At 43.3% G+C, this 22,675-nt stretch carries 22 protein-coding genes; 9 read left to right on the forward strand and 13 right to left on the reverse strand.

Annotation, left to right across the window (positions count from 1 at the left end; all coding sequences use genetic code 11):
• The first annotated feature begins 488 nt into the window (after positions 1-488).
• From MAS10914_RS0123915 to MAS10914_RS0123950, 8 genes are all read left to right on the forward strand, one after another.
• On the forward strand, positions 489-1,865 hold the full coding sequence (locus tag MAS10914_RS0123915; RefSeq protein ID WP_017318473.1) for an NADH:flavin oxidoreductase: 1,377 nt from the start codon (positions 489-491) through the stop codon (positions 1,863-1,865).
• A gap of 143 nt (positions 1,866-2,008) precedes the next feature.
• Positions 2,009-3,475, forward strand: a complete 1,467-nt coding sequence (locus MAS10914_RS0123920) for a c-type cytochrome (RefSeq protein ID WP_017318474.1) — start codon at positions 2,009-2,011, stop codon at positions 3,473-3,475.
• A gap of 22 nt (positions 3,476-3,497) precedes the next feature.
• A complete protein-coding gene (locus tag MAS10914_RS30960) occupies positions 3,498-3,923 on the forward strand; it encodes a hypothetical protein (protein ID WP_017318475.1) in 426 nt (141 codons plus the stop codon).
• Between the two features lie 32 nt (positions 3,924-3,955).
• Positions 3,956-5,389, forward strand: coding sequence for a c-type cytochrome (locus tag MAS10914_RS0123930; RefSeq protein WP_017318476.1), 1,434 nt, complete (start codon positions 3,956-3,958; stop codon positions 5,387-5,389).
• 12 nt (positions 5,390-5,401) lie between these two features.
• The gene (locus MAS10914_RS0123935) at positions 5,402-6,355 is read left to right on the forward strand and encodes a hypothetical protein (RefSeq protein WP_017318477.1); all 954 of its coding nucleotides are present in this window, start codon (positions 5,402-5,404) and stop codon (positions 6,353-6,355) included.
• Between the two features lie 115 nt (positions 6,356-6,470).
• Positions 6,471-8,111, forward strand: coding sequence for a lipoxygenase family protein (locus tag MAS10914_RS0123940; RefSeq protein WP_017318478.1), 1,641 nt, complete (start codon positions 6,471-6,473; stop codon positions 8,109-8,111).
• A gap of 42 nt (positions 8,112-8,153) precedes the next feature.
• Positions 8,154-8,462 (forward strand): putative quinol monooxygenase, encoded by a 309-nt coding sequence (locus MAS10914_RS0123945; RefSeq protein WP_017318479.1) that lies wholly within the window; start codon positions 8,154-8,156, stop codon positions 8,460-8,462.
• Between the two features lie 137 nt (positions 8,463-8,599).
• Entirely contained in the window at positions 8,600-9,649 is a 1,050-nt protein-coding gene (locus MAS10914_RS0123950) for a saccharopine dehydrogenase family protein (protein WP_017318480.1), read from the forward strand.
• Positions 9,650-9,760: 111 nt separating this feature from the next.
• Here MAS10914_RS0123950 and MAS10914_RS0123955 read toward each other — a convergent pair whose 3' ends face one another.
• The 4 genes from MAS10914_RS0123955 to cysH form a co-directional block, all read right to left on the reverse strand.
• On the reverse strand, positions 9,761-10,567 hold the full coding sequence (locus MAS10914_RS0123955; RefSeq protein ID WP_017318481.1) for an SDR family NAD(P)-dependent oxidoreductase: 807 nt from the start codon (positions 10,565-10,567) through the stop codon (positions 9,761-9,763).
• Positions 10,568-10,986: 419 nt separating this feature from the next.
• Positions 10,987-12,822: an APC family permease gene (locus MAS10914_RS0123960; protein ID WP_017318482.1), complete on the reverse strand. Its 1,836-nt coding sequence runs from the start codon at positions 12,820-12,822 to the stop codon at positions 10,987-10,989.
• Positions 12,823-12,933: 111 nt separating this feature from the next.
• On the reverse strand, positions 12,934-14,244 hold the full coding sequence (sbcD, locus tag MAS10914_RS0123965) for an exonuclease subunit SbcD (RefSeq protein WP_071599852.1): 1,311 nt from the start codon (positions 14,242-14,244) through the stop codon (positions 12,934-12,936).
• An 84-nt stretch (positions 14,245-14,328) separates the two neighbouring features.
• Positions 14,329-15,054 carry a phosphoadenosine phosphosulfate reductase gene (gene cysH / locus MAS10914_RS0123970; protein ID WP_017318484.1) on the reverse strand — a complete coding sequence of 242 codons (726 nt, stop codon included), beginning with the start codon at positions 15,052-15,054 and terminating at the stop codon, positions 14,329-14,331.
• Between the two features lie 588 nt (positions 15,055-15,642).
• Between cysH and MAS10914_RS0123975 the strand changes: the two genes are divergently transcribed.
• Complete coding sequence (locus MAS10914_RS0123975; protein WP_017318485.1) at positions 15,643-15,975, forward strand: glutaredoxin family protein; 333 nt, start codon at positions 15,643-15,645, stop codon at positions 15,973-15,975.
• Positions 15,976-16,753: 778 nt separating this feature from the next.
• Here MAS10914_RS0123975 and coaBC read toward each other — a convergent pair.
• From coaBC to MAS10914_RS0124020, 9 genes are all read right to left on the reverse strand, one after another.
• The gene (gene coaBC, locus MAS10914_RS0123980) at positions 16,754-17,956 is read right to left on the reverse strand and encodes a bifunctional phosphopantothenoylcysteine decarboxylase/phosphopantothenate--cysteine ligase CoaBC (RefSeq protein WP_017318486.1); all 1,203 of its coding nucleotides are present in this window, start codon (positions 17,954-17,956) and stop codon (positions 16,754-16,756) included.
• A complete protein-coding gene (gene isiD, locus MAS10914_RS0123985; protein WP_017318487.1) occupies positions 17,957-18,169 on the reverse strand; it encodes a protein IsiD in 213 nt (70 codons plus the stop codon).
• Between the two features lie 191 nt (positions 18,170-18,360).
• Positions 18,361-18,993, reverse strand: coding sequence for an alpha/beta hydrolase (locus MAS10914_RS0123990; protein ID WP_017318488.1), 633 nt, complete (start codon positions 18,991-18,993; stop codon positions 18,361-18,363).
• A gap of 125 nt (positions 18,994-19,118) precedes the next feature.
• Entirely contained in the window at positions 19,119-19,991 is an 873-nt protein-coding gene (locus MAS10914_RS0123995; protein WP_017318489.1) for a hypothetical protein, read from the reverse strand.
• A gap of 58 nt (positions 19,992-20,049) precedes the next feature.
• The gene (locus tag MAS10914_RS0124000) at positions 20,050-20,313 is read right to left on the reverse strand and encodes a DUF4926 domain-containing protein (protein ID WP_017318490.1); all 264 of its coding nucleotides are present in this window, start codon (positions 20,311-20,313) and stop codon (positions 20,050-20,052) included.
• Between the two features lie 18 nt (positions 20,314-20,331).
• On the reverse strand, positions 20,332-20,664 hold the full coding sequence (locus MAS10914_RS0124005; protein ID WP_017318491.1) for a DUF6883 domain-containing protein: 333 nt from the start codon (positions 20,662-20,664) through the stop codon (positions 20,332-20,334).
• 185 nt (positions 20,665-20,849) lie between these two features.
• Positions 20,850-21,179, reverse strand: coding sequence for a DUF5615 family PIN-like protein (locus tag MAS10914_RS30965; protein ID WP_017318492.1), 330 nt, complete (start codon positions 21,177-21,179; stop codon positions 20,850-20,852).
• Between the two features lie 154 nt (positions 21,180-21,333).
• Complete coding sequence (locus tag MAS10914_RS0124015; protein ID WP_017318493.1) at positions 21,334-21,885, reverse strand: GNAT family N-acetyltransferase; 552 nt, start codon at positions 21,883-21,885, stop codon at positions 21,334-21,336.
• 224 nt (positions 21,886-22,109) lie between these two features.
• On the reverse strand, positions 22,110-22,598 hold the full coding sequence (locus MAS10914_RS0124020) for a Uma2 family endonuclease (RefSeq protein ID WP_017318494.1): 489 nt from the start codon (positions 22,596-22,598) through the stop codon (positions 22,110-22,112).
• Positions 22,599-22,675: the final 77 nt, after the last annotated feature.

Below are 22,675 nucleotides of genomic sequence, written 5' to 3' on the forward strand. Positions count from 1 at the left end.
CACAAACTCTGAGGAATAATCTAGCTGGGTGTTATCTGTCAATTCCATTCAAAGACATACAAAGTTACCCCACCTATATTTAACAGAAGACTGAAAATGCGATTTAGGTTGAGTTGACCTGAGCGCTTTGGATGAACTGCATAAGCTCAAAACCCTGGCATCTATTTATTTAGTGCATACAATTTGGTGAAACTTATCCAAACTACTGACTAAACTCAAATAAGCAATTTAAAACTCTTTCAATTCTCCCATTACCAATTCAAAATGGTTAAGACCAATGAGTGGAAACATCTTGGTTTATTATTGCACGCCTAGTAAATTCATCAACTAACTATTAAATCTAAAGAGCACATCCGAAAAGTATTGCAGCTTGAGTTTATAGGTATGAGGAATGTTTACAGAGGTGGTCGATAGATTGATGCGGAGAACAACCGATATTCTGATGGCTGCTCTTATGACACACCCCAGAAAATAAAAGAGAATAGAATATGGAAAACGATATTATCTTCGAACCCCTGAAATTTCGTAATCTCACCGTAAAAAACCGGATTTTTCGCTCTAGTATCTCCGGACGTTGGGATAACTATGATGGTTCAGGTACGCAAGCACGTATTAACTGGGAAGAAAAATTTGCTCGTGGTGGTGTAGGAGCAATCATTACTTCCTTTGTACCAGTCGCTATTCGGGGGCGAATAATGCCTAATTACGCCACCATTGACTGCGATGAGCGTATTCCTTTTTGGCGCCAAGTTGGCGAAAAAGTTCACGAATATGACTGTAAACTTATCCTGCAACTGAGTCATTCCGGGCGACAGCAGGATATTGCTGGAGTGGAAAACCAGAACCTGAAAGCTTTAAGTTCCACAAACAAGACTGAGCCATTGCACGGATTTCGATGTCAAGCAATGACGGTTGAGGAAATTCAAGACACGATTCAACTTTTTGCTGATGGTGCTAGACGTGTTCGTGAGGCAGGCTTGGATGGTATCGAATTACATAGTGCGAACGGGTATTTATTTACACAATTTCTTAGCTCAGGTATTAATGACCGCCAAGACGAGTATGGTGGCTCTTTAAAGAATCGAGCACGATTTTTGCTAGATGTGATCAGGGCAATCCGCACCGAAGTGGGAAACGATTTTCACTTGCAATTCAAAATCAGTGCGATCGACTATAACAACGCCGTAACTTTTTGGGAGAACGCAGGGAATACCCTCGCAGACTCTATCCAGATTTGCCAGTGGGCACAAGAGGCTGGAGCTGATGCCGTGCATGTGTCAACCGGGAGCTTGTTTCCTCACCCACTCAATCCTATCGGCGATTTTCCATTTGAAATTGTCAGGAAGACCTATGACGCCATGCTGTCTAGTGGCATCTACGCATTCCGTAACTATCTATTGTTTCGATACTGGCTGTTAAGACCAATTTTCGCCTTGTTGTGGAACCGGGCGAAAAATAGTTTGCCACCTCAGCCGATTAACGCAGATGAAGTGAAAGACAAACAAATGACGAAGTTGTTGGAGGCTTACCAAGGAGTCAATTTGCGGGAAGCGGGTGAAATCAAAAAGCACGTCAGCATCCCCATTTTATGCACTGGTGGTTTTCAACAAGCTTCCTACATTCGTAAAGCCATTAGCGAAGGATTTTGTGATGGGGTTACTATTGCCCGTCCTCTGGTTGCTAACAACAACTTGGTTCACGATTTTGCTGTAGGAAAAGACTTGCCAGACAAACCCTGTACTTATTGCAACAAGTGTTTGCTCAATGTCATGGAAAATCCGTTTGGTTGCTACGAAGTGTCACGGTTCAATGACGACTACGAAGAGATGATGAAAGAAGTCATGTCAGTGTTTCATCCAACTTAGTTCGATCAACAAGAATCATCTAACGTTTCCATGCCACTTGGATAGCGTAGACGCATAGTAGAGACGTACGATTTTACATCTCTACATGAATTTGTCAGACATCGGTTGTAAATAATCTCAACAACATAACTAGTCACATCCGCATGACCGAACAAACAAGCCAGACCCTACTCCCGACACTGCTGAAAGCAGTTTTCAAGCGTATTTGGGTTGTGATTGTGGGAGTTGTAGCAGTAGCTATCTTTTTCCTTTGGCCTATTTTATCCAACTCCCCAGTTGATTATGCCAACATTGAAGACCACTTTAAGTATGGTTCAATTGGTAGCGAACCGGTAAATGGCGTTCCCTACTGGATCTGGAAAGTTCTGCCAGAAGTCTTTCCGGATAAATTACCTGGTAAAGGTTATTCTTCACTGGGATTTATTGAAGAGCAGGGGAAAGATTTGCCAATTGGTTTTTCCAAGCGCCGAGTATTTATTGACCGCGTTGGTTTGAATTGTGCTGTTTGTCACACAGGCACACTGCGAGAGACAGCAAACAGCGAACATCAAGTTATCACAACAATGCCTGCTAACGTGGTGAACCTAGAGGGATACATCAATTTCGTATCAACAGTAGCTACGGATGAGCGCTTTACTGCTAACCGGATGCTACCAGAAATTGAAAAAATCAGTGGCGGTCTTAACCCGATCCAAAAATTAATTTATCGCTTCTTGGCAATACCCCAAACCAGAGACGCACTTATTAATCAAGGAAGCCGACTTTCGTTCCTCAACAATAATCCTGAATGGGGTCCTGGAAGAGTGGATACTTTTAATCCTTATAAAGCACTTCAGTTCCATTTCCCGATGGATAAATTGCGGGAGGATGAACTGATTGGCACTGCTGATTTTCCCTCAGTCTGGAATCAAAAACCCCGTGAGGGATTGCAGTTGCACTGGGATGGCAATAACACGTCAGTTGATGAACGTAATAAAAGTGCGGCATTAGGTGCTGGCGTCACACCAACAAGCATTGATTTGCCGCGAATTCAGCGAGTCGCAGATTGGCTTTGGGAACTACCACCACCAGTCTATCCTTACGAGGTTAACAAGACTAAAGCCGCGAAGGGAGAGCAGCTTTTTCAAAATAATTGTGCTAGCTGTCACGCTTTTGGTGGAGCACAAACAGGAAAAGTCGTGCCAATACAAGAAATTGGTACAGATCCGCATCGCCTCGACTCATACACGTATGAAACGCTGTCTAACCAAAATACCCTTTATGCAGGTTATCCATGGCGTTTCTCACATTTTGGCAAGACAAATGGCTATGCCAACGCGCCATTAGATGGCATTTGGTTACGCGCACCTTATCTACATAATGGCTCAGTTCCAACTCTACGAGATTTACTCGAAGTTCCAGAGAAAAGACCAAAGGAATTTTATGGGGGTTACGACGTTTTCGACAAGGAAAAAGTAGGCTTTGTATCTGATGTAGCTGAGGAGAACGGCAAGAAATACTTTAAGTTCGACACCACATTGCCTGGAAACAGTAATAGCGGTCACTTGTACGGAACTGAATTTTCCTCAGAAGACAAAGATGCTCTAGTTGAATACATGAAGAAGCTTTGAAATTTGTCACGCAGGTAAAAGCATGAACACTTACGCTAGATGGTTTAGTCGGGTGACTTGGCTTGGCATTATCGTTAATATGTTTTTTGTCATTCCATCTTGCTTCTTTCCAGAGCAATTCCTCTCGTTGCTTGATATGCATATCCCTTTCCCCATCATCTGGGTTCGGGCTGCTGGGATGCTGTTGTTTATCATCACTGTTTTTTACATCCCTGGTGCAATTGATCCGTATCAATACCAAGCAACTGCCTGGATTTCAATATTTCCCTCACGAACTTTTGGTGCAACATTTTTCATGGCTGCGGTGTTTTTATTTGGTCAAGATAAGGGATTCCTTTCCATTGCCTTTGTAGATTTATTCTTCGGATTAATTGAGGCAATTTTTCTGACTCTTGCCATGCGAAATCAAAACTCAATTGATGCGGAACCCGTGAAGCAATTGACCTAACTCATACCCTTGCTAAGGAGCAAGCGAATGTCATGAACATATTCAAAGATAAATTAGGCAGAATTATCACAAGTGTTGTGCTGATTGTTCTGCTTTTCGTTGGAGTGGTTGGCTATGTTGGATGGTACAACCTTTTCCGAGAAGTTCCCACATATTACGAGTCAAGTGAAGAACACTTTAAATATGGTTCTATCGGCACAGAACAGGCGCAAGGTGTACCTTATTGGATCTGGCTAGTATTGCCGCGCATCTTTCCCGACAAACTGCCAGGACCGGGTGGCTATACTTCCCTAGGAATGACATGGGAGGAGGGTAAAGAAATGCCGGTTGGCTTTACCAAAAAAACAATTGGCTTTCCCCGTGTCGGTATAACTTGTGCTGTTTGCCACACTGCTACCTATAGAAAAAGCGAGAAAGATAAACCCACAATTATCCCTGCAGGTCCTACCAATAAATTTGACCCTCAAAGCTATACTCGCTTTTTAGGTAATGCTGCTAGCGACCCGAGATTTACAGCAGATTATATCCTTGACGAAATCAAATATAACCATGAGTTTTCCTGGTTGGAGAACCTGCTTTATCGCTATCTGATCATTCCTCAAACCAAAAAAGCACTGCTGCAACAAAAAGAAGACTTTGCTTGGATGGATTCTCGTCCCAACTGGGGTCCTGGTCGTATCGATCCATTTAACCCCGTTAAATTCAACACCTTAAAGTTGCCTAAAGATGACACAGTTGGCAACTCCGATATGATGCCATTGTGGAATCAAAAAATGCACAAAAACTTTGCGCTGCATTGGGATGGGTTAGAAACTTCATTGACGGAAACTGTTAACACTGGCGCAATTGGTGACGGTGCGACTAAACAGTCTCTTCCTGTCGCTGATTTGCAGCGGGTAGAGAATTATATTACAGAACTACCACCTCCCAAGTATCCCTTTGCTGTCGATGAGAAATCGGCAGAAAAAGGAAGTCAAATTTTTGCCAACACCTGTGCATCTTGTCACGCTTTTGGTGGCGAAAGGACAGGAACAGTTATTCCCACCGAAGAGGTGGGAACTGACCGTCACCGCTTAGATATGTGGACGCAACAAGCCGCAGAGACTTACAACAACTTTGCTGAAGGCTACTCTTGGGACTTCGACAACCTGCGTAAGACAAATGGCTATCAATCTGTATCCCTTGATGGACTTTGGTTAAGAGCGCCATATTTACATAATGGTTCGGTGCCATCGCTAGAAGACTTGTTAGAAAAACCAGAGAATCGTCCCAAAGTTTTCTACCGGGGATACGATGTCTACGATCCGAAAAAAGTGGGCTTTGTTTCTGATGGCTCGGAAGCTGAACGTGTAGGTTTTAAATACGATACGACCGTTACTGCTAATTCAAATCAGGGACATATTTATGGAACTGATTTGTCTGGTGACGACAAAAAAGCATTGATTGAGTATCTAAAAACCTTATAAAAAGGTGCTGCAATGGCTAGTGATCATATTCTGTTTATACACGGCGTTAACACCCGCGAGGTGCGCGAACAACCTCAATACGCCGATCAACTGTTCCAACGCCTTCAAGAAGGTGTCTCTAATGACAAACGAGACCTCAACAAGATAGCTCTTTACTGGGGTGATGTCAATAAATCGGCAGAAGACGATCTCCTCAAACAACTCCAAGCTTCATCCTTTTGGGAACAGATGTGGTTTAGAACATTTCGCGAACAACAAATTCTCCAGTTTGCTGGAGATGCTGCACTCTACATTAGCCGTCATGTAGGCTCCAAGGTTATTAACAGGCTGAAAACACAGGCTTTTGAAGGGTTAAAGAATGCTCAACCAGATGACTGCCTACACTTAGTGACACACAGTTGGGGAACCGTAATCCTATTTGACATTTTGTTTGCCCGTCGCTGGGATGATCCAAAAATACCTGGTCACGAAGATGTCATGGCTATTCGCGATGCTATCTATGGCATAGGTCCCCATCAACAAGAGGGGTTGAAAATTGCCAGTATTCACACTCTGGGTTCACCTATTGCCATCTTCACTCTGACTAATATAGTGCCTGGTAAAGATGGCATCGATTCGCCCAGCACCCACGACATTACACCCGAACTACAGAAACTACTGGAGTCCCTGTACGTAGCGCGAAATCACAAAAAGCTACCTTGGAGGAATTACATTCATCTTGGCGATCCGATCGCTTACCCACTGAAAGAACTGATGACCAATCTTGTGGATGGTGACACAAAATACCTAGATATTCAAGACGTCATCACCCAAGAACCTGCATTTTTAGACTTTTTGACTGCACAGTCGGTTTTCTCCTTAGCGCAAGGTGGTAAAGCTCATGGCAGCTACTTCACCAGTAACAAAGTGGTTCAAGAAATCTCCGGTGTTTTGAAGAAAGAAGCGCCTATGTTCACTCAAAGCTAGCACCAGGCGTGGGTTGACTAAAACGCCAAATAACATCTTCGGTACATTCATAGCGAATGGTGTACCGAAATAATGCTCTATGTCAAAAAATTACCGTTCTTGCTTAGAGGTAACCATGAAACCCAACTTACCGCAACACGAGCCAAATCCCGAAGCTCGGAGAAATTGGCTAGAACAAAACCGAGAAGATTATAAATTCGACCATAATTATCTGGCTCCCATACCAATACTTGATAAGGTGCCTCATCAAGAACTCTTCTCGCCGAAATATACTGCTAAACGCTTAGCAAGTATGGCGAATCTCGTACCTAATATGCTTGCTGCCAAAGCCAGAAATTTCTTCGATCCGCTGGATGAATTAGAAGAATATGAAGACCTTTTGCCGATATTACCAAAGCCCTCTGTCATAAAAAATTATAAAACAGACTCGTGTTTCGCCGAGCAAAGACTCTCTGGGGCAAACCCGATGGCAATGCACAGGATTGACGCGCTCCCGGAAAATTTCCCTGTCACAAACGACCACTTTCAAAAAGCCGTAGGTGCAGCTCACGATCTGGAGGCGGCACTCAAAGAAGGCAAACTCTATTTATTAGATTATCCTTTGCTATTTGACATTAAAGGCGGTACCTACCAAAACATTAAAAAGTATCTTCCCAAGCCGCAGGCTCTATTTTACTGGCAAAGCAATGGCAATAAAAATAGTGGTTCTCTGATGCCTATTGCCATTCAGCTCCATAATGATACTGACGGAGATAGCCTAATTTACACACCAGATGACCCCCATTTAGATTGGTTTTTGGCAAAAACTTGCGTACAAATGGCTGATGGGAACCATCAGGAATTGGGCAGTCATTTTGCACGAACTCATGCAGTTATGGGTCCGTTTGCAGTCGTCACGGCTCGACAACTCGGAGAAAACCATCCCCTCTCCTTACTCCTGAGACCCCACTTCCGGTTCATGCTCTATGATAACGATTTGGGGCGTACTCACTTTTTACAACCAGGAGGTCCAGTTGATGAATTTATGGCAGGTACGTTGCAGGAGTCTCTTGGTTTCGTTGGCAAAGCCTACGAAGAATGGAGTTTAGACAATGCTGTCTTCGCGACGGAAATAAAAAATCGCAAAATGGATGATCCAGAAATTTTGCCGCACTATCCTTTCCGGGATGACGGGATGTTAGTCTGGGATGCGGTCAAAAAGTTTGTCACTGAATACATCCAACTCTATTACAAAACTCCCCAAGACTTGAGTGAGGATTATGAATTGCAAAATTGGGCGAGAGAATTGGCTGCCCAAGATGGTGGTCGTGTTAAGGGGATGCCAGAGAAAATTGAGACCATAGAGCAACTCATTGACATTGTGACTGTAGTCGTCTTCACCTGCGCTCCTCTCCACTCGGCTTTGAATTTTTCCCAGTACGAATACATGGCTTTTGTACCCAATATGCCGTATGCAGCCTACCACCCTGTTCCAGAAACAAAGGGTGTGGATATGCAAACGATCATGAAGATGCTTCCACCCTTTAAGCACGCTGCCGATCAGGTGATGTGGTCGGATATTTTGACATCCTTCCATTACGACAAATTGGGTCACTATGATGAAGAATTTGCCGACCCAATTGCTCAGGAAATTCTTGTGCAGTTTCAACAAAATTTACATGAAGTGGAACGACAAATAGAAATTAAAAACCAATCTCGTCCAATACCTTATAACTACCTCAAGCCTTCTGAAATTATTAATAGCATCAATACTTGAGTTGGTTTTGAGTTAGTAACTACCAAAAACAAGGATGAAAAAATGTCAAATCAGCAAGTGACCGTTACTGCTCGCATGAAGGTTAAGCAGGGTCTGGAGGACAGATTCAAGCAGGAACTTCAAACCGTAATCGAGACCACTCGTTCTGAGAAAGGGTGTATGAATTATGACTTGCATCAATCCGTTGATGATCCATCCCTATTTATGCTGCACGAAAACTGGGTGAGCAAGGAAATTTTGGAGCAGCACCTAGAAATGCCGTATATCAAAGCCTTATCAGAAAAGGCAGCAGAATTTTTGGTTGCACCTCCTGAAGTCCTCTTATGGCAACAGGTTGTTCATAACAGCTAGTTGAGAGTGGCTTTTAAAGTCTTGGCTCTAAAAATTCAAGCAGACAGGCTGTAAAGCCTGTCTCACACTTGACGCCCATTCCACATATGTGGAATGCCATCGAATATGTAGCATCATCAAGGAAAATTGGTAAAAAAATGACATCACAAGTGTTATTGTACGGTGCAACTGGCTACGCTGGAAAACTGATTGCTGCATCAGCTAAAAGTAATGGTCTGGAGTTAATTTTAGCTGGACGAAATCAGAGTTCACTGGCAGCAGTCGCTGATAAATTAAGTCTGGACTTTCGAGTTGTTGGCTTAGACAATCCAAATGCGATCGCTCGCTGTATCGAGGATGTCACAGGTGTGCTAAATTGCGCCGGACCCTTTTCAAAAACCGCAAAGCCACTTGTAGACGCCTGTGTGCAAACCAAAACCCATTATTTAGACATAGCTGGAGAAGTCCCAGAATTTGAGGCTTTAGCTGCACGAGACACTGAGGCGAAAAATGCAGGAGTCATGCTTATGCCTGGCGTAGGGTTTGGAGTTGTCCCAACCGATTGTTTAGCGGTTTACCTCAAACATCAGTTACCGACAGCCAATCGACTCATGTTAGCTTATGAAACACAGGGTGGTGTATCTCAGGGAACAGCAAATACGGTTCTGCCCAACTTACATGTGATGGGTGTAGTGAGAAAAGAAGGTCAGCTCATCCCCGCTCGACCAGCGTGGAAAAGTTGCAAAATTGATTTTGGTTCTGCTGTGATGGTTGCAGTCACCAACCCTTGGCGAGCCGATATTTTGACCGCGTTCCGCAGTACCGACATCCCCAATATTGAAGTATACACCGTGTTTCCAACTCCTGTGCGCCTACTTATGCAAATGAATCAGTATTTGGGATGGTTATTTAGCTCATCATTGTTCCAAAGCACTTTAGCACGTCTAATTCAAACTTTACCGCCCGGACCAAGTGCGGCAGAACGAGCAAGGGGCAAGACAAGAGCCATTGGCGTTGTAGAAGACGAAATCGGTCAAAAAGTGACGGCAAAGCTGGAAGGTCCGGAAGCCTACGATTTTACTGCCTTAGCCGCTGTGGCAATAATGAAACGCATAATCCAAGGCGAGGCTAAGGCAGGATTCCAAACTCCCGCCTCTGTTTATGGGGCGGATTTGGTGCTGGAGATTCCGGGAGTCAGGCGGTTTTAAGTGAATTTCTTCTTAAACTGAAACTTAGAAATAGAATCAAGATAGATTTGAATACCTCAGCCTAACACGACAAATGACGTTTTGAGTCGGAAAAATGTAAATTATATTACATTATTTTTTTACCTCATGCGTACTTCTCGCTATTTGTGTCACCAGCTTTCTGGGCGCAAATCTGACTAATTCAGCCAATATCTTATTTTTCACACCCGGAATCACAACAGTTGTGTTCGCCATTAAGCCGCGATAACCAATTTTGGCTACGGTTTCTGCTGTCATCATCTTCTTTTCCCTAAGCAGTTCCGAGTCAGCCATCCCAGTTGTTTCATGAAAAGCAGATTCTGTAGGTCCTGGACAAAGAACAGTCACAGTGACACCTGTATCCGCTAACTCATTGGCGATCGCTTCTGAAAATAATAAGATATAGGCTTTAGTAGCGGAATAAACCGCCATCAAAGGTCCTGGTTGAAATGCAGCTGTTGAGGCAACATTTAATATTTTTCCATCGCCTTGGTTGACCATATCCTTGAGGAATAATTTAGTTAAATGGGTGAGAGACACCAAATTGACCTGTAGCATTTTCAGTTCAGCAGTCAGGTCGGTTTCATTAAATAAGCCATAGTTACCAAATCCAGCATTATTTACCAGTACATCAACCTTAATGGATGCTTGTTGCAATTCTGTGAAAATTTCTTCTGGAACAGATGCAATAGATAAATCCTTGACAATATTTTTCACAGAAATACCAAACTTTTGCTGGAATTTATCCGCTATTTCAGAGAGCTTTTGTCCGTTTTTATCTACTAAGACAAGATTGTAAGTATCACAGGCAAAAATGCATGCTAATTCGTAACCAATTCCACTAGCTGCCCCTGTAATTAGAGCAGTTTGTTTGTGCCAACTTTGATATGTGGTTTTCATACACGACGTCCAACTTAAATACTAAGAACTATGAAGATTTCCTACTTTATGTTAGAAGGTTTGCAGTAACTGCTCAATGCAATAGATGTGGACTATTGAGAATGGTCTATGTAAACACCTGAAAATGGTGTAATTGCTCAATGCAATAGATGTGGACTATTGAGAATAGTCTATGTAAACACCTGAAAATGCAATACAGTTCAAATAAGATAATTTGCCGACTCCATAACGTATGTAAAGAGGTTATAATCCAACGTCTCTACATACCAGAAAATCCTGCCAATAACCTTAAATGAACAGTATTGCCTGAAAAATAGAGTGAATCAAGCAAAATTTTAAGTAGCAAAAAAGGCTTCTTCTAGTGATAAGCGAAGAAGCCCTGTTTTTTTAATTACAAATCCAATTAGAAAAACCCACTGTTACAGGTAATACCTCACAGTAGTCACTACTCGACTTTTCTTAGCTCTTAAAGCTGTTTTTAAGAACAAAGTTGTTTGGTTGTGCAAAAGACTTTCCCACCAATTACGAGTCACAAAAGCAGGAATAACAACAGTTGTGTAAGTATCGCGATAACGCTCTTCAAGCTGACTGACAAATTCGACAATTGGAGATATTACAGAGCGATAGGGTGATTCGATAATGAGTAAAGGAATGTCTGCCTCCAATTGTCTCCATTGTTCCTTCAGTTTTTCTACCTCTGTAGAACCGATATCTACATGAACTGCAACAATTTCATCAGCAACGGTGCGTGCGTAGTCTAAAGCCTCTACCGTTCCGCGATTCAGTTGTCCTACCACAACTACCGCAGGGTGAGTGACAACTTCCGGTTTAGGTCTGGGAATATAACTGCGAGGTGGTAATCCCTCAATGCTCAAACGTTCCGCGAAGTATTGATAGTGGCGGTGAATTGCTAAAAAGATGCTGACAACTATAGGAATTGCTACCACCACTAACCAAGCTCCCCCTAAAAACTTCGTTGATATGATGACAGCTAGAACGACCGCTGTAGCAATGGCTCCCAAACCATTCATCACAGCGCTAGGACGCCAACCGGGTGTACGTTCTTGGAACCAGTGGCGTACCATCCCAGCTTGGGACAAAGTAAAAGAAGTAAATACGCCCACCGCATACAGGGGAATAATCGCGTTAACATCTCCTTTGAAGATAATTACCAAAATAGCTGCACAGACGCTGAGGAGAATAATCCCGTTGGAGTAGACTAGGCGATCGCCTAACAGTGCTAATTGTCGGGGCAAATATCCATCGCTAGCTAAGATGGAAGAAAGCCTGGGAAAATCTGCATAACTTGTATTAGCTGCTAAAAGTAAAATCAGCAGTGTGGCAATTTGGACAAAGTAGTAAAATGGACTAGTCCCTACAATGTGACGCCCCAATAAAGAAACCATCGTTTGTCCCTCTTCTGGCACAATGTGATAAACGCGTGACACGTAGGTGATGCCAAGAAACATTGCCCCCAGAATTGCGCTCATATAGAGCAGTGTGACACGGGCATTTTTCCACTCTGGTGCTTTAAAAGCTAAGACACCATTCGATATTGCTTCCACCCCTGTAAGGGCTGTACAGCCAGCAGAAAAAGCCCTCAAAATAAAAAACAAACTGAGTCCTTCTTGAACGGGAATGCTGGGTGATTCTGTCGGAACTTGCCCAGTAGCTTGTTTAAATAACCCAAGGACAATCAACACAAAAATACTGACAATAAAGGCATAAGTAGGAATCATAAATATGTTGCCTGATTCTTTTACACCTCTAAGATTTGCCAGCATCAACAGGAAAATGAAAATCAAGCAAAGGCTGACTGTGAAGGGTTGCAGTTGTGGAATTGCTGAGGTGAGGGCGGCTGTTCCCGCAGAAATGCTCACGGTAACAGTGAGGATATAGTCAATCATCAGGGAACCACCAGCGACCAATCCCGGATACACGCCTAGGTTTTCGTAGGCAACGGTGTAAGCTCCACCACCGTTGGGATAGGCTCGAATAGTTTGTCGATACGAAAGCGTTACCACCAAGAGTAGGATGATAATCCCTATAGCAATAGGCAGAGACAAACTAAGAGCGCTACTCCCCGCTGCCACTAAAACCAGTAAAATCTCTTCTGTAGCGTAAGCAACTGAGGAAAGAGCATCCGATGAAAGTACCGCCAAAGCAGCGGCATTACTCAATCTTTCTTCAGCGTGAGCGCTTGTTGGTAATGTTTTACCAAGTAAAAATTGTTTAATCTGTGGATAGAGGGACATACAAGGTCCAGATGGCAACTATTTTTGTCATCACTCTGTGGGAATAAAAATTTGCCACCGAGCAAGGAATATTGCAATTTTGCCAGATTAGTGAGCAATTAATTTTAAATTTTAAAGCAGGCGTAGCTGAGTATCTCTACCTTCCACCGACAGATGATTTTGAGGCTCCTGCTCATGAGTTGTTGGTTCGAGCCATACTTGTGCATTATCTGCTAACAGATTGTGCGCTGCTTCCAGCATAGATGCTGCGATGTCCTTGAGGTCTTCGCGGTTGTTTAAGTAAGTTTTTAACGCTTCTAGTGGGTCAATGCTGTTACTCGCATTCAATTCTGGAATGCGGGGTCGAGCCAACTGGCTGACCAATTCTGGTTGAATGGTGTAGGTATGCGCTGGACTTAAAGCACTATGCAGTGAGGTGCTATCAATGAAATCCAACTGCTCAGAGCGAAGTTTGTAAATCAGCCGTACGACAGCATCTTGGATATCGCGCTTGGCTATCGCTTTCATAATCGCCGCTTGTGGGTCTTCAGCTTTAGAGATATCCACCTCAATAGTATGGAAAGCCCGCACTGGCAAAGGACAAAATTCCCAATGAACGCGACCTTTTTCCAGTTCTATCATCACATAGCCTTTGTCTTCCTTTTCTTCACTAAAATCCACCCGCTCAATACTCCCTGGATAAACCACTGGGGGGTCATTAGATTTATTCAGGTTTTGATGACGATGAACATGTCCTAAGGCTACATAGTCAAAGCTCTGTCGCGCTAGCAAAGATAGGGGAAGCGTAAAGCCTTTACCAACTGCTAACAAGCGTTCGGCTCCTAAGCAAGCATTGTCCACCATCAAATGACCCACAAGAACAGTTGGTAAGTTAGGGTCAAGGCGGCGAATTTCTCCTTCTAAGACAATCCGCAGACGTTCAATAAGCAATTGGTTGACTTCTCCCACAGATGAACCTTCAGTTTCCTGGCGAGTCATCAAAGTGGAACGGGTTAGCCAAGGGAGGGTGAGAACCTGCACGCTTCCATTGCGTGTTTGAATGCGATGAGTGGTTAAGGTATCACCTACAAAAACTCCCGGGACTCCTAAGGTACGGTAAATACATAGACTGGCTCCACCCTGCCCTTGGGAATGTTGGTCGTGGTTACCTACCAATAGCACTGTGGGGACATTTGCATCTACAAGGCGGCGAAACTGACCAGCAAAAGCTTCTTGTACATAGGGCGGCGGTGTGGCATCAGGGAAAGCATCACCGCCAAATAGAACCAGATCCACAGGTTCTACCAATGCTCGGTCAATACATCGAGACAGACTGTTGACAAAATCCTCCAATCGTGTATTCAATCCTGTTTCAGGATTAATTTGTCCGTGGGAAAATCCGCTTCCCATATGGATGTCAGAAAGGTGGAGGATTTTAATCATAACTAATCATTAGTCATTGGTCATTTGTCCTTAGTCTAAATCCTAATGACTAATGTAGAGACGTGGTATGCCACGTCTCTATAACTAAATATGAATTCCACACTCAGTCTTACCAGTTCCCCGCCAACGTCCAGCGCGTTCATCTTCACCTTCGCCTACTGGGGTTGTGATGGGTTCATCGCCAATGCTGGGATAACCTTGGTCGTGCAGAGGGTTGTAGATCACCCCATGTTCAGCTACATACTCCCAGCTTTTTTGGCGTGTCCAGTTAGCTAGGGGATTGATTTTTAGGCGATTGTTGCTATCTAGTTCAAATACGGGCATATTGGCACGGGTGACGGCTTGGTCGCGGCGACGTCCAGTGATCCAAGCGACAGTGTTGAGTTCGGCTAAACTCCGTTGCAATGGTTCAATTTTGGTGAGTTCGTGGAATTTGGCAATATCTTTGTCCCAAAGTGCTTCGCCGTATTTTGCGGCAAAGGCTTCGCGAGTGTCTACATCTGGAGTTTTGTAAACTTTCAAATCCAGATTGTAAACTTCTTTAGTTTTAGCAACCAGTTCTAGAGTTTGGGGAAAGTGGTGCAGCGTTTCGAGAAATACCACAGGAACTGGGTGCTTGAGGTCACGGTAGAAAATATCAGTGATGATTAAGTCATCTACGTTAAAGGCGCTGGTTTGCACTAGTCCAGTTGGAATATTCTCTACAGACCATGCCAGTACCTCTGTTGGTTGGGCATTCTCAAATTTTTGATTGAGTTGTTCCAAGTCAAAAGCGGCAGTTTGGGGTCTAATTGTTGTTGAACCAGTCATCATTATCTTCCAGTCCGATGGTTTCCTTGCTTGAATATGATTAATTTTACATCACAAAGGCACATAAATCGGTCGGAATTATGTACATATCATATTTGGGAACCATTGCCAAGAGGGGGGGTGTAGAGGGAGTAGGGGAAGAATTAATAGGTTTTCCCACAGAAGTGAAAATAGGCAAGTTAAAAGAGCAATAAGTTATTTACAAAACTTTATATTTTAAACTGTGTTACAAAACCATCTATCTTAAGTTGAGCCAAAACTCTCGCCTTTACTAAGATAGTTTACAGTTGTTTAAATTTTACTATGTTTTTATTTATATATATGGCAATACTGATATCGTCAATAGAATCCTTAAAATTAATAGGGTGCGACAAATGAACGATTTCAAAACTCCAAATTCATTCAGCCAGTCTGTAGTTATGGGAGCATTGGTTATGCTGACCAGTGCTAGCATCATTACTATCATGAACTTCTTCTAAGACAACAACTGCAATTTTTAGCAAAATAACTTTACAAAACCCCTCTCAACACTGAGAGGGGTTTTTACACTGGGGTTGTTCATTGTATATAGATACAGAGTTGAAGCATATGCGAATCATCTTATATAGCAAGCCCGGTTGCCATTTGTGTGAGGGCTTGCAGGAAAAGCTAGAACAGATTGTACAGAAGCGTTCCCAGAGTGTTCCCCTTGGTGCAGCGCCTTCAACAGAGGAAGGAAATAATTTCGCGTCTCTACAGCTAGAAATCCGGGACATTACTACTCGTAAAGATTGGTTTCAAGCTTATCAATACGAGGTACCAGTACTCTATATTACAAGCCGTAGTGGTACAGAGGAAGAGGGGAAAGAGCGACCCTTACCTCGTCCCTCTCCCAGGGCAACAGTAGAGCAGTTGGAGAATATGCTTCAGAAATATTTATGACTAGATGGTAAGTAATTATACTATACCTCTGGCTGCTCTCTATGGTGGCAATTGATTCTTACCTAGAGAATCATGCTGTTTTATTTGTACATGAAAAAGCGCTTGAGAATTTGTCTCACTCAAGCGCTTCTTCTATATAATTTTATACCAATTCACTTATTTGTGCAACATTTGAAACTCGCAAAACTCTCTTGGAGAGACGAATCGCGAATATAACCTGTGGCAAACATATGGTGAAGTGGTATCACTCCTTGCACAGATAAAGAATATCTCTTCTACAATGAAACGCGGAATCTAGTGAGTGACAGTTTGTCAACTGACCCTAGTAGATGAGTTACTAGTTTAGCCATCATTACGGAAATTATTTCTGATACTTTTTTTGACATGAAAGTCAAGATAAGAATAAAACCTTATTAGTAGGATTTTAAGCGAAAAATTAAATTTAGTTTTATTTTTTAATTTTAATTAACAACTCATTTTTCTCCGTATCTATGTGTCAGTATTAACCTATTAATTTCTACTTGACCAAGTCATAGTAATTTATTCCTGAAGAGCGGAAGGATTTCAGGATAAGCTTAATGCACGTTTGCTCTTTGATGCTTGACGTTGGCAATCAACCTGCTTTAACTTGACTTGAAGCGACTAACATATGAACCGCCGATATTGATAATCTAAGGAACTAAAGAGGTTTGCGATTCATTCAAAAGCTCTTAATAGGGAAAGCTTACTGACCTCAGCTAGGGTGTAGGGGTAAACAGAGGACACATTCCCTCCCACTTTATTTATTTACTAAGAAATCAAAAATATGATGAGCCATTTGTAATTTAGAACAAGGGCGAATTTCTATCTTTTGTCCTTGCTTATCTAAAAATATAGCTTGATTATTATCACTGCCAAAACCGCTATTAAGTTCATCTATAGGGTTAGCAACAATAGCATCGAGATTTTTGCTGTGCAATTTCTCTAAGGCTGGTGTAACGATGTCCCCTGTCTGTGCAGCAAACCCAACTAAACGCTGATGCGGCTGTTTGAGACGTGCCAATTCCGCGATGATATCTGGTACAGGTTCTAGGGGTAAGGCTTGCGGTAGTGATTTTTTTGCCAACTTCTGTTTACTGTACTCTCGTGGCTTCACGTCCGCTACTGCTGCCGACATGACGATTATATCTGCATTTGGTAAATACTGCACCATGGTCGCTCGCATTTGGTGAGCACTCACAATGGGAATTGCTTGCACCCCCAATGGGACTTCCCAACTCGCTGGACCGTGTACTAATGTCACGCTTGCGCCTCGGTGCAGTGCTGCTTGTGCTAAAGCTAACCCCATTTTCCCTGTCGAAGGATTGCCGATAAACCTGACTGGGTCAAGATACTCTCGCGTTCCCCCAGCACTAATCAACACCCGCTTGTCTACCAAATCTCGCTTACCTGCTGTGTATAACAACGATTGGACGTAAGTAACAATCTCTTGAGGTTCTGCCATCCTACCAGCACCGACGCGATCGCACGCCAATAACCCCGATGCTGTACTTATACCATAAAATCTATTATCCGTCAATAGCTGCTGCCAATTGCGCTGAACCGCCTGCTGTTCCCACATATCGGTGTTCATTGCTGGCGCTAGCAGCACAGGACAAGTCGAAGCCAAAACAGTATTTGTGAGCAAATTGTCCGCCATTGCGTAAGCTAACTTTGCTAATGTATTTGCTGTTAGAGGTGCAATAACAATTAAATCTGCCCACTCACCTAAGTCAATATGTAATGGACGTGAGTGAGTTGGTTGCCAAAAATTTTCATCTGTATAAGCTGGATGTCGGGAAAGTGTTGCAAGAGTTAAAGGCGTAATAAATTGTTGTGCCGAACGAGTAAGAATAACTCTTATTTCCACTCCTATTTTAAACAAAGTGGAAACGACCTCACAGATTTTATAGGCGGCGATACCGCCGCCTACTGCAATTAGAACCCGTTTACGAAGAACCATCTACGCCTCATCGTAGGGTTCTAAATCTAGGAGGTGGATATATGGTTCAACTAACTCCGGACGCTGAAACGCGATCGCTCTGAGTAAATGCCAATCATTCAAACCCTCAAAAGCATTACTGTAATTATCCTGCTCCAGACGTACAGCCAACATTTCCACCTCTTGTGGAGTCATGACAGCAATTTCTGTCTTAGAAATGCTTAGAGTTTTCATTGTGCTCGCCCCTCCCTTTACCAGCATTCGCATCCAGCATGGGTTGAGTTGCGCTTGACGCAGCCACCCAATATATATTACTCACTTGCGAGCAATGATTTCGTGAAATTTTTCAAGATTTCTACCGATATTTGTAAAAATTTTGTAACCCACACTAAGCGCTGTTTCAAGAGAAGACAACTTCTGGGTATTTAGGCGTTGACAGCAACAAAATTCCGTAACAACTCTAGCGTTTCCGGTCGGATTTCATGACCCATGTCAAACTCATAATATTGTACCGCAGCCCCCAAAGATTCAAGAGTTTCCCGTGCTAAGAGAGCAGCTTGCAATGGCACAACTGTATCTTGTCTACCATGCATGATTAAAACGGGTGGTAGAGATGCGACATCTTGCGTTGCGACATTTCCTGCACCAGGATGTAAATAACCACTTAGAGAAACTAAACCAGCCAAGGGTAACTTTAATCCTATATCCAACGTCATAGCCCCGCCTTGAGAAAATCCGCTCAAAATTGTTCGCGATAAAGGCACACCAGTGCTACTCTCTAAAGATTGCAACCAATCTGTTAGCATTTGCCGACTTTCTGTTAAGCCCTGATACATATTTTCCATCCTGAGGTCATACCACGCCCTACCAATAGAAGAATAAGGATAAGGATAAGGTGCGTTAGGAAACAAAAACTGATAATCCGGCAAATTAAAAAACGGCAACAAATATGCCACATCCTCAGCATTTGCACCCCAACCGTGCAAAGTGACAATTAAACCTTTTGGTGGTTGGTTCGTTTTTGGAGGTACGCTAATGAAATTTAGAGTATTAGTCATTTGTCAACGGTCATTAGTCATTTGTCCTTAGTCATTTATGACAGGAAAGATGACTAGGGATCAAGGACAGTCAAGCATAAAAAGTCTGCACTGATAAGATAAAAAATTTTGTATCAGCCAAGTCCTTACCGATTCCCTGTGCCGAGTTCCCACGGCTGTTGTCTCCACCCTAATCTTCGTTTTGCTGATGAGGTATCAACTTGAGGCATATGAATTTCTACAAGCTCTACAGTTTCTCGAACTAACGCTTCAAGTTGATTGACCGCTATATGAGCTTCAGTATGAAACAAGCCTTCGAGACGAGAGGCAAGATTTTCAGGAGCAATCTCCATTTGCTCAATAAACCTGCTCATCCGTTTGAATTGGAACGTCGAATAATACAAATGGTTTAATCCAGACAGCACACCAAGGAGATTTTGGGCTGACTCAACTAGGATTTGATAATACCAAAGCGTTGTATCGCGCTTGGCAAGTTTTTCTTGCATTCCCCAGATTGCAAAGAACTTGAGGTAATGCTCAACCATAGTCTGCGCCAGTGCGTCAGGATAATTCGCAACTTTGGCTTTCCACTGCTGAATCAGAGTTTCGCCGTATAACGAAATCCCTACCAATGTTCCGGACATCGCTTTTACCATCGGAGAGCGAATATCAAACTGTTCTAAAACGGTTGAAATATCCTTCTCCCATTGTGCGATCGTGACGTGACCAAACTGACACTCCACACCGTTGACCATGTAACTCTCGGCAAAACCGCCGTCGCTTCTATCTCCCAAAATCCAAAGGCGCTCTGAACCCTGATTTTGCTGACGCGCAACTTGCAACTCTTGTTCAGAAGGTAACTCATCGTAATAGATACTCATGTCGCAATCGGAATATTCATCGCACAGCCCTTCTGCGACTGAACCCGCGACCATTGCGGCTTTGGTTTTTGGATTAGCGATATAAGCTTTGACGTTGTGCTTTGCTAATTCCAATAGATATTGGGTTCTATCATTCATGGATCTTCATGCCTTGGATGAGAGTATACATCCATGATGCAATACTGAATTTTGCAAGCTAACTCTTTATTCTACGAAAAATTTCCGTTTCGGCTTTTGTATCAGGTGCTGCTGGCTCGAAACGTAACACCATGATTTGCTCTGGACGCAATCCTAGAGATTCGTAGGTACGCCCGTTACGGTCACTAAATTCAACCTCAAATGCTGTGCCATTTGCTAATGTCTCAACTATCGTTCCAACTTGTCCCCGACACAGGTTGTATTGGGGCAGGTCAACCGTCAAGGCTACAACATCTAACAACTTGGCTGTATTATTCATCATACTTATTACCTCCACTGACTACAGAGGATAGCAGGTCGTTAATCTTGGAATCTCCGAACCATGCTCAATGATCCAGCCACTCCGCAAGGTTGCACTTCTATTTTGCCATTCAATCGTGAAATCTAAAGTGTAGCGTTGCCCAAACTCATCTCGCCTTCCCAAGTGGGCTTCCTGAGTTTTGACGACTTCAAGCAAAATCTGACGTAACTCCTCAGCATTATCAGCCGTCATTCCAAGAATTGACGCAAAAAGCCGGGCTTTGTGCTTACCATCGTCGTGTTCTGGATTCAGGCAGTAGTCACGAAGTTTACGAATATCAACAACGGCATTCCCTGCATTTGGAATGAGCATAGAAAAGCTGCTACAGGTGAGCAGCCCTCAGTTTATCTCGAAACCTGACAATACTTTGAAATTGACCACCAATTCCACATTCTCGGGGTTTGCAAATAACTGAACCTTAGAATAGCCACAACTAACTTTCAGGTTACTGCCCCAACCAGAAACTCAAACAGCGCAACGGTTGTGTTCAGCGGCGGTCAGTAACCTTGATATCGTCCCCTGCAACACAGTTGTTGTGCCGCGGCAAACAGCCAAACAGCACTTACTGAGACACGACGGCTGACTTCAAATAATCCAGGCATAGATAATCCTGCTTGAATCCGTTCGTAAGCAAAGGTTATCATCTTAGCAACATCATGAGTTAGGACAACGCGTTCCTGTTGCGCTGCCCATTCTAGAACAGTCGGATCATTGGCTCCCGATAAGTCAACATCTTGAATACGCAAAATATCAACACTAGGACTCTGCCGAAGAACACCACGAACAATCTGATTATTGAAATTTTCATTACTTCGGAATCGTAGCATTTTGAATTACTCGTGCTGACTTCGTCTAGCCAGTAAGCGATCGCGCGGAGCGCAGTGCCCCTTGGGCAATCGCGTATTCCAACCGGATTAAAACGTTGTTCAGCTTCTTGTCGGATCACTGCTGCTTGACGTTGACGTTCTAAGACTTGCATACCTACAGGGGACGTTGCCAAGGCTCACTGTACTGCTGATATCCAACTCGCTTAAAAGTAGAAATCATCGGGATATTGTTCACATCTGTATCACACAACACCTTCCAAACTCCTACATCTTGCAGTACCCTCGTTCCTTTTAACAATAAATCGGTTGCAAAGCCCTGTCCACGATATTCTGGCAAAACTCCAATGTAGTAGATAGTTGCTTCTTCCAAACCATCTTTAGCACAGCCCTGATAGATCACAGGGAAAACAAACCCAACGGCTTTATTATCGCTAGTAACTCCAATCTGCCACCATTCATTTTGATACGAGAATCCATCTTTCGACTCAGCTAGAAACTGCTCCGCAACTTGTCGAGAACCACGTTCCATGACTTGTTTTTGATCGCTGGCATCAATCGATGACTCCATAACCTGAGCAACTGCTGAAACTAACACTTCATGACTCAGCGTTTTAGCAGGTTTGAACTCCAATCGAGAAGGAACCTCAATCAACGGTTTAGACCCTTCCCAAACAAAGGGGACTTTCAAGTAAGTTTGCTGACTCATAGAATCAACTGAAATCTTGCTATTTTAAGGGGCAGCTTAGCACAACTTCGTAAGTCAACAGATAACTAGCAGCCTAAGTATTTATTATAGGGGATTTTTCCGTATAATTACCCTGTTCGGATTAGTTACACTGAATTTTCTTGGCTCTTTTTCCGACATTAGACGGAAACTATCCGTATAAGTACCCTATTTAAGGTAAAGTAATCTCTCGCAGAGACGGCGCATCAGTTCCGCCCAGCCAGCACTCGCTTGGCACTCAAATCCAATCCTGGGAAAGTAGCAGAGATGATGCGTTCTTCTCCTACGTATGCAACAGCATCATAAAACCCTTCTACTAAGGTGCATACCGTTACCACCTCTTGAATGGGATCAACAATCCAGTATTCGGGAATTTCGAGGACGGCATACTCGGAACGCTTGCTGCGGTAATCTGTGGTTTGAGTCGATTCGCTGACGACTTCTACCACGAGTATGGGGGGAGGTTCGTTGAGTTCAATGACTGCTTCCCTGTTGAAGAGCGCTTCCCACTGCTCTATCGGTAAAACTACCACGTCTGGAACCCGCGAAGTGTCCCAGCGTCCTCCACGTGGCGAACGAATACCGACGGAAAACTTTTGTGCTGTCCAATTCCTTCCCATCTTGGCACTTTCATCATCGAAGGTTCGTTCTAAAAACTTGAAAATTCCACCATGCTTACCAGTAGCAAGACTCATTTCGTCTTCACGCCAAGCACCCGTTCAAGCCGCTTTGCGTCTACGTGCCTTGCCGGTTTGTACAATAGACATCTGCA

The sequence above is a fragment of the Mastigocladopsis repens PCC 10914 genome (assembly GCF_000315565.1).
Classification (GTDB): Bacteria; Cyanobacteriota; Cyanobacteriia; order Cyanobacteriales; family Nostocaceae; genus Mastigocladopsis; species Mastigocladopsis repens.

Bases quoted from the DNA above. Each gene is read 5' to 3' on its own strand.
- MAS10914_RS30965 (WP_017318492.1), bottom strand. From the start codon at position 21,179: ATGCTACGATTCCGAAGTAATGAAAATTTCAATAATCAGATTGTTCGT.
- MAS10914_RS0123960 (WP_017318482.1), bottom strand. From the start codon at position 12,822: ATGTCCCTCTATCCACAGATTAAACAATTTTTACTTGGTAAAACATTA.
- MAS10914_RS0123940 (WP_017318478.1), top strand. From the start codon at position 6,471: ATGAAACCCAACTTACCGCAACACGAGCCAAATCCCGAAGCTCGGAGA.
- cysH (WP_017318484.1), bottom strand. From the start codon at position 15,054: ATGACTGGTTCAACAACAATTAGACCCCAAACTGCCGCTTTTGACTTG.
- coaBC (WP_017318486.1), bottom strand. From the start codon at position 17,956: ATGGTTCTTCGTAAACGGGTTCTAATTGCAGTAGGCGGCGGTATCGCC.
- MAS10914_RS0123995 (WP_017318489.1), bottom strand. From the start codon at position 19,991: ATGAATGATAGAACCCAATATCTATTGGAATTAGCAAAGCACAACGTC.
- MAS10914_RS0123990 (WP_017318488.1), bottom strand. From the start codon at position 18,993: ATGACTAATACTCTAAATTTCATTAGCGTACCTCCAAAAACGAACCAA.
- sbcD (WP_071599852.1), bottom strand. From the start codon at position 14,244: ATGATTAAAATCCTCCACCTTTCTGACATCCATATGGGAAGCGGATTT.
- MAS10914_RS0124020 (WP_017318494.1), bottom strand. From the start codon at position 22,598: ATGAGTCTTGCTACTGGTAAGCATGGTGGAATTTTCAAGTTTTTAGAA.
- MAS10914_RS0123975 (WP_017318485.1), top strand. From the start codon at position 15,643: ATGCGAATCATCTTATATAGCAAGCCCGGTTGCCATTTGTGTGAGGGC.
- MAS10914_RS0124005 (WP_017318491.1), bottom strand. From the start codon at position 20,664: ATGCTCATTCCAAATGCAGGGAATGCCGTTGTTGATATTCGTAAACTT.
- isiD (WP_017318487.1), bottom strand. From the start codon at position 18,169: ATGAAAACTCTAAGCATTTCTAAGACAGAAATTGCTGTCATGACTCCA.
- MAS10914_RS0123945 (WP_017318479.1), top strand. From the start codon at position 8,154: ATGTCAAATCAGCAAGTGACCGTTACTGCTCGCATGAAGGTTAAGCAG.
- MAS10914_RS0123915 (WP_017318473.1), top strand. From the start codon at position 489: ATGGAAAACGATATTATCTTCGAACCCCTGAAATTTCGTAATCTCACC.
- MAS10914_RS30960 (WP_017318475.1), top strand. From the start codon at position 3,498: ATGAACACTTACGCTAGATGGTTTAGTCGGGTGACTTGGCTTGGCATT.
- MAS10914_RS0123950 (WP_017318480.1), top strand. From the start codon at position 8,600: ATGACATCACAAGTGTTATTGTACGGTGCAACTGGCTACGCTGGAAAA.
- MAS10914_RS0123920 (WP_017318474.1), top strand. From the start codon at position 2,009: ATGACCGAACAAACAAGCCAGACCCTACTCCCGACACTGCTGAAAGCA.
- MAS10914_RS0123935 (WP_017318477.1), top strand. From the start codon at position 5,402: ATGGCTAGTGATCATATTCTGTTTATACACGGCGTTAACACCCGCGAG.
- MAS10914_RS0124015 (WP_017318493.1), bottom strand. From the start codon at position 21,885: ATGAGTCAGCAAACTTACTTGAAAGTCCCCTTTGTTTGGGAAGGGTCT.
- MAS10914_RS0124000 (WP_017318490.1), bottom strand. From the start codon at position 20,313: ATGATGAATAATACAGCCAAGTTGTTAGATGTTGTAGCCTTGACGGTT.
- MAS10914_RS0123930 (WP_017318476.1), top strand. From the start codon at position 3,956: ATGAACATATTCAAAGATAAATTAGGCAGAATTATCACAAGTGTTGTG.
- MAS10914_RS0123955 (WP_017318481.1), bottom strand. From the start codon at position 10,567: ATGAAAACCACATATCAAAGTTGGCACAAACAAACTGCTCTAATTACA.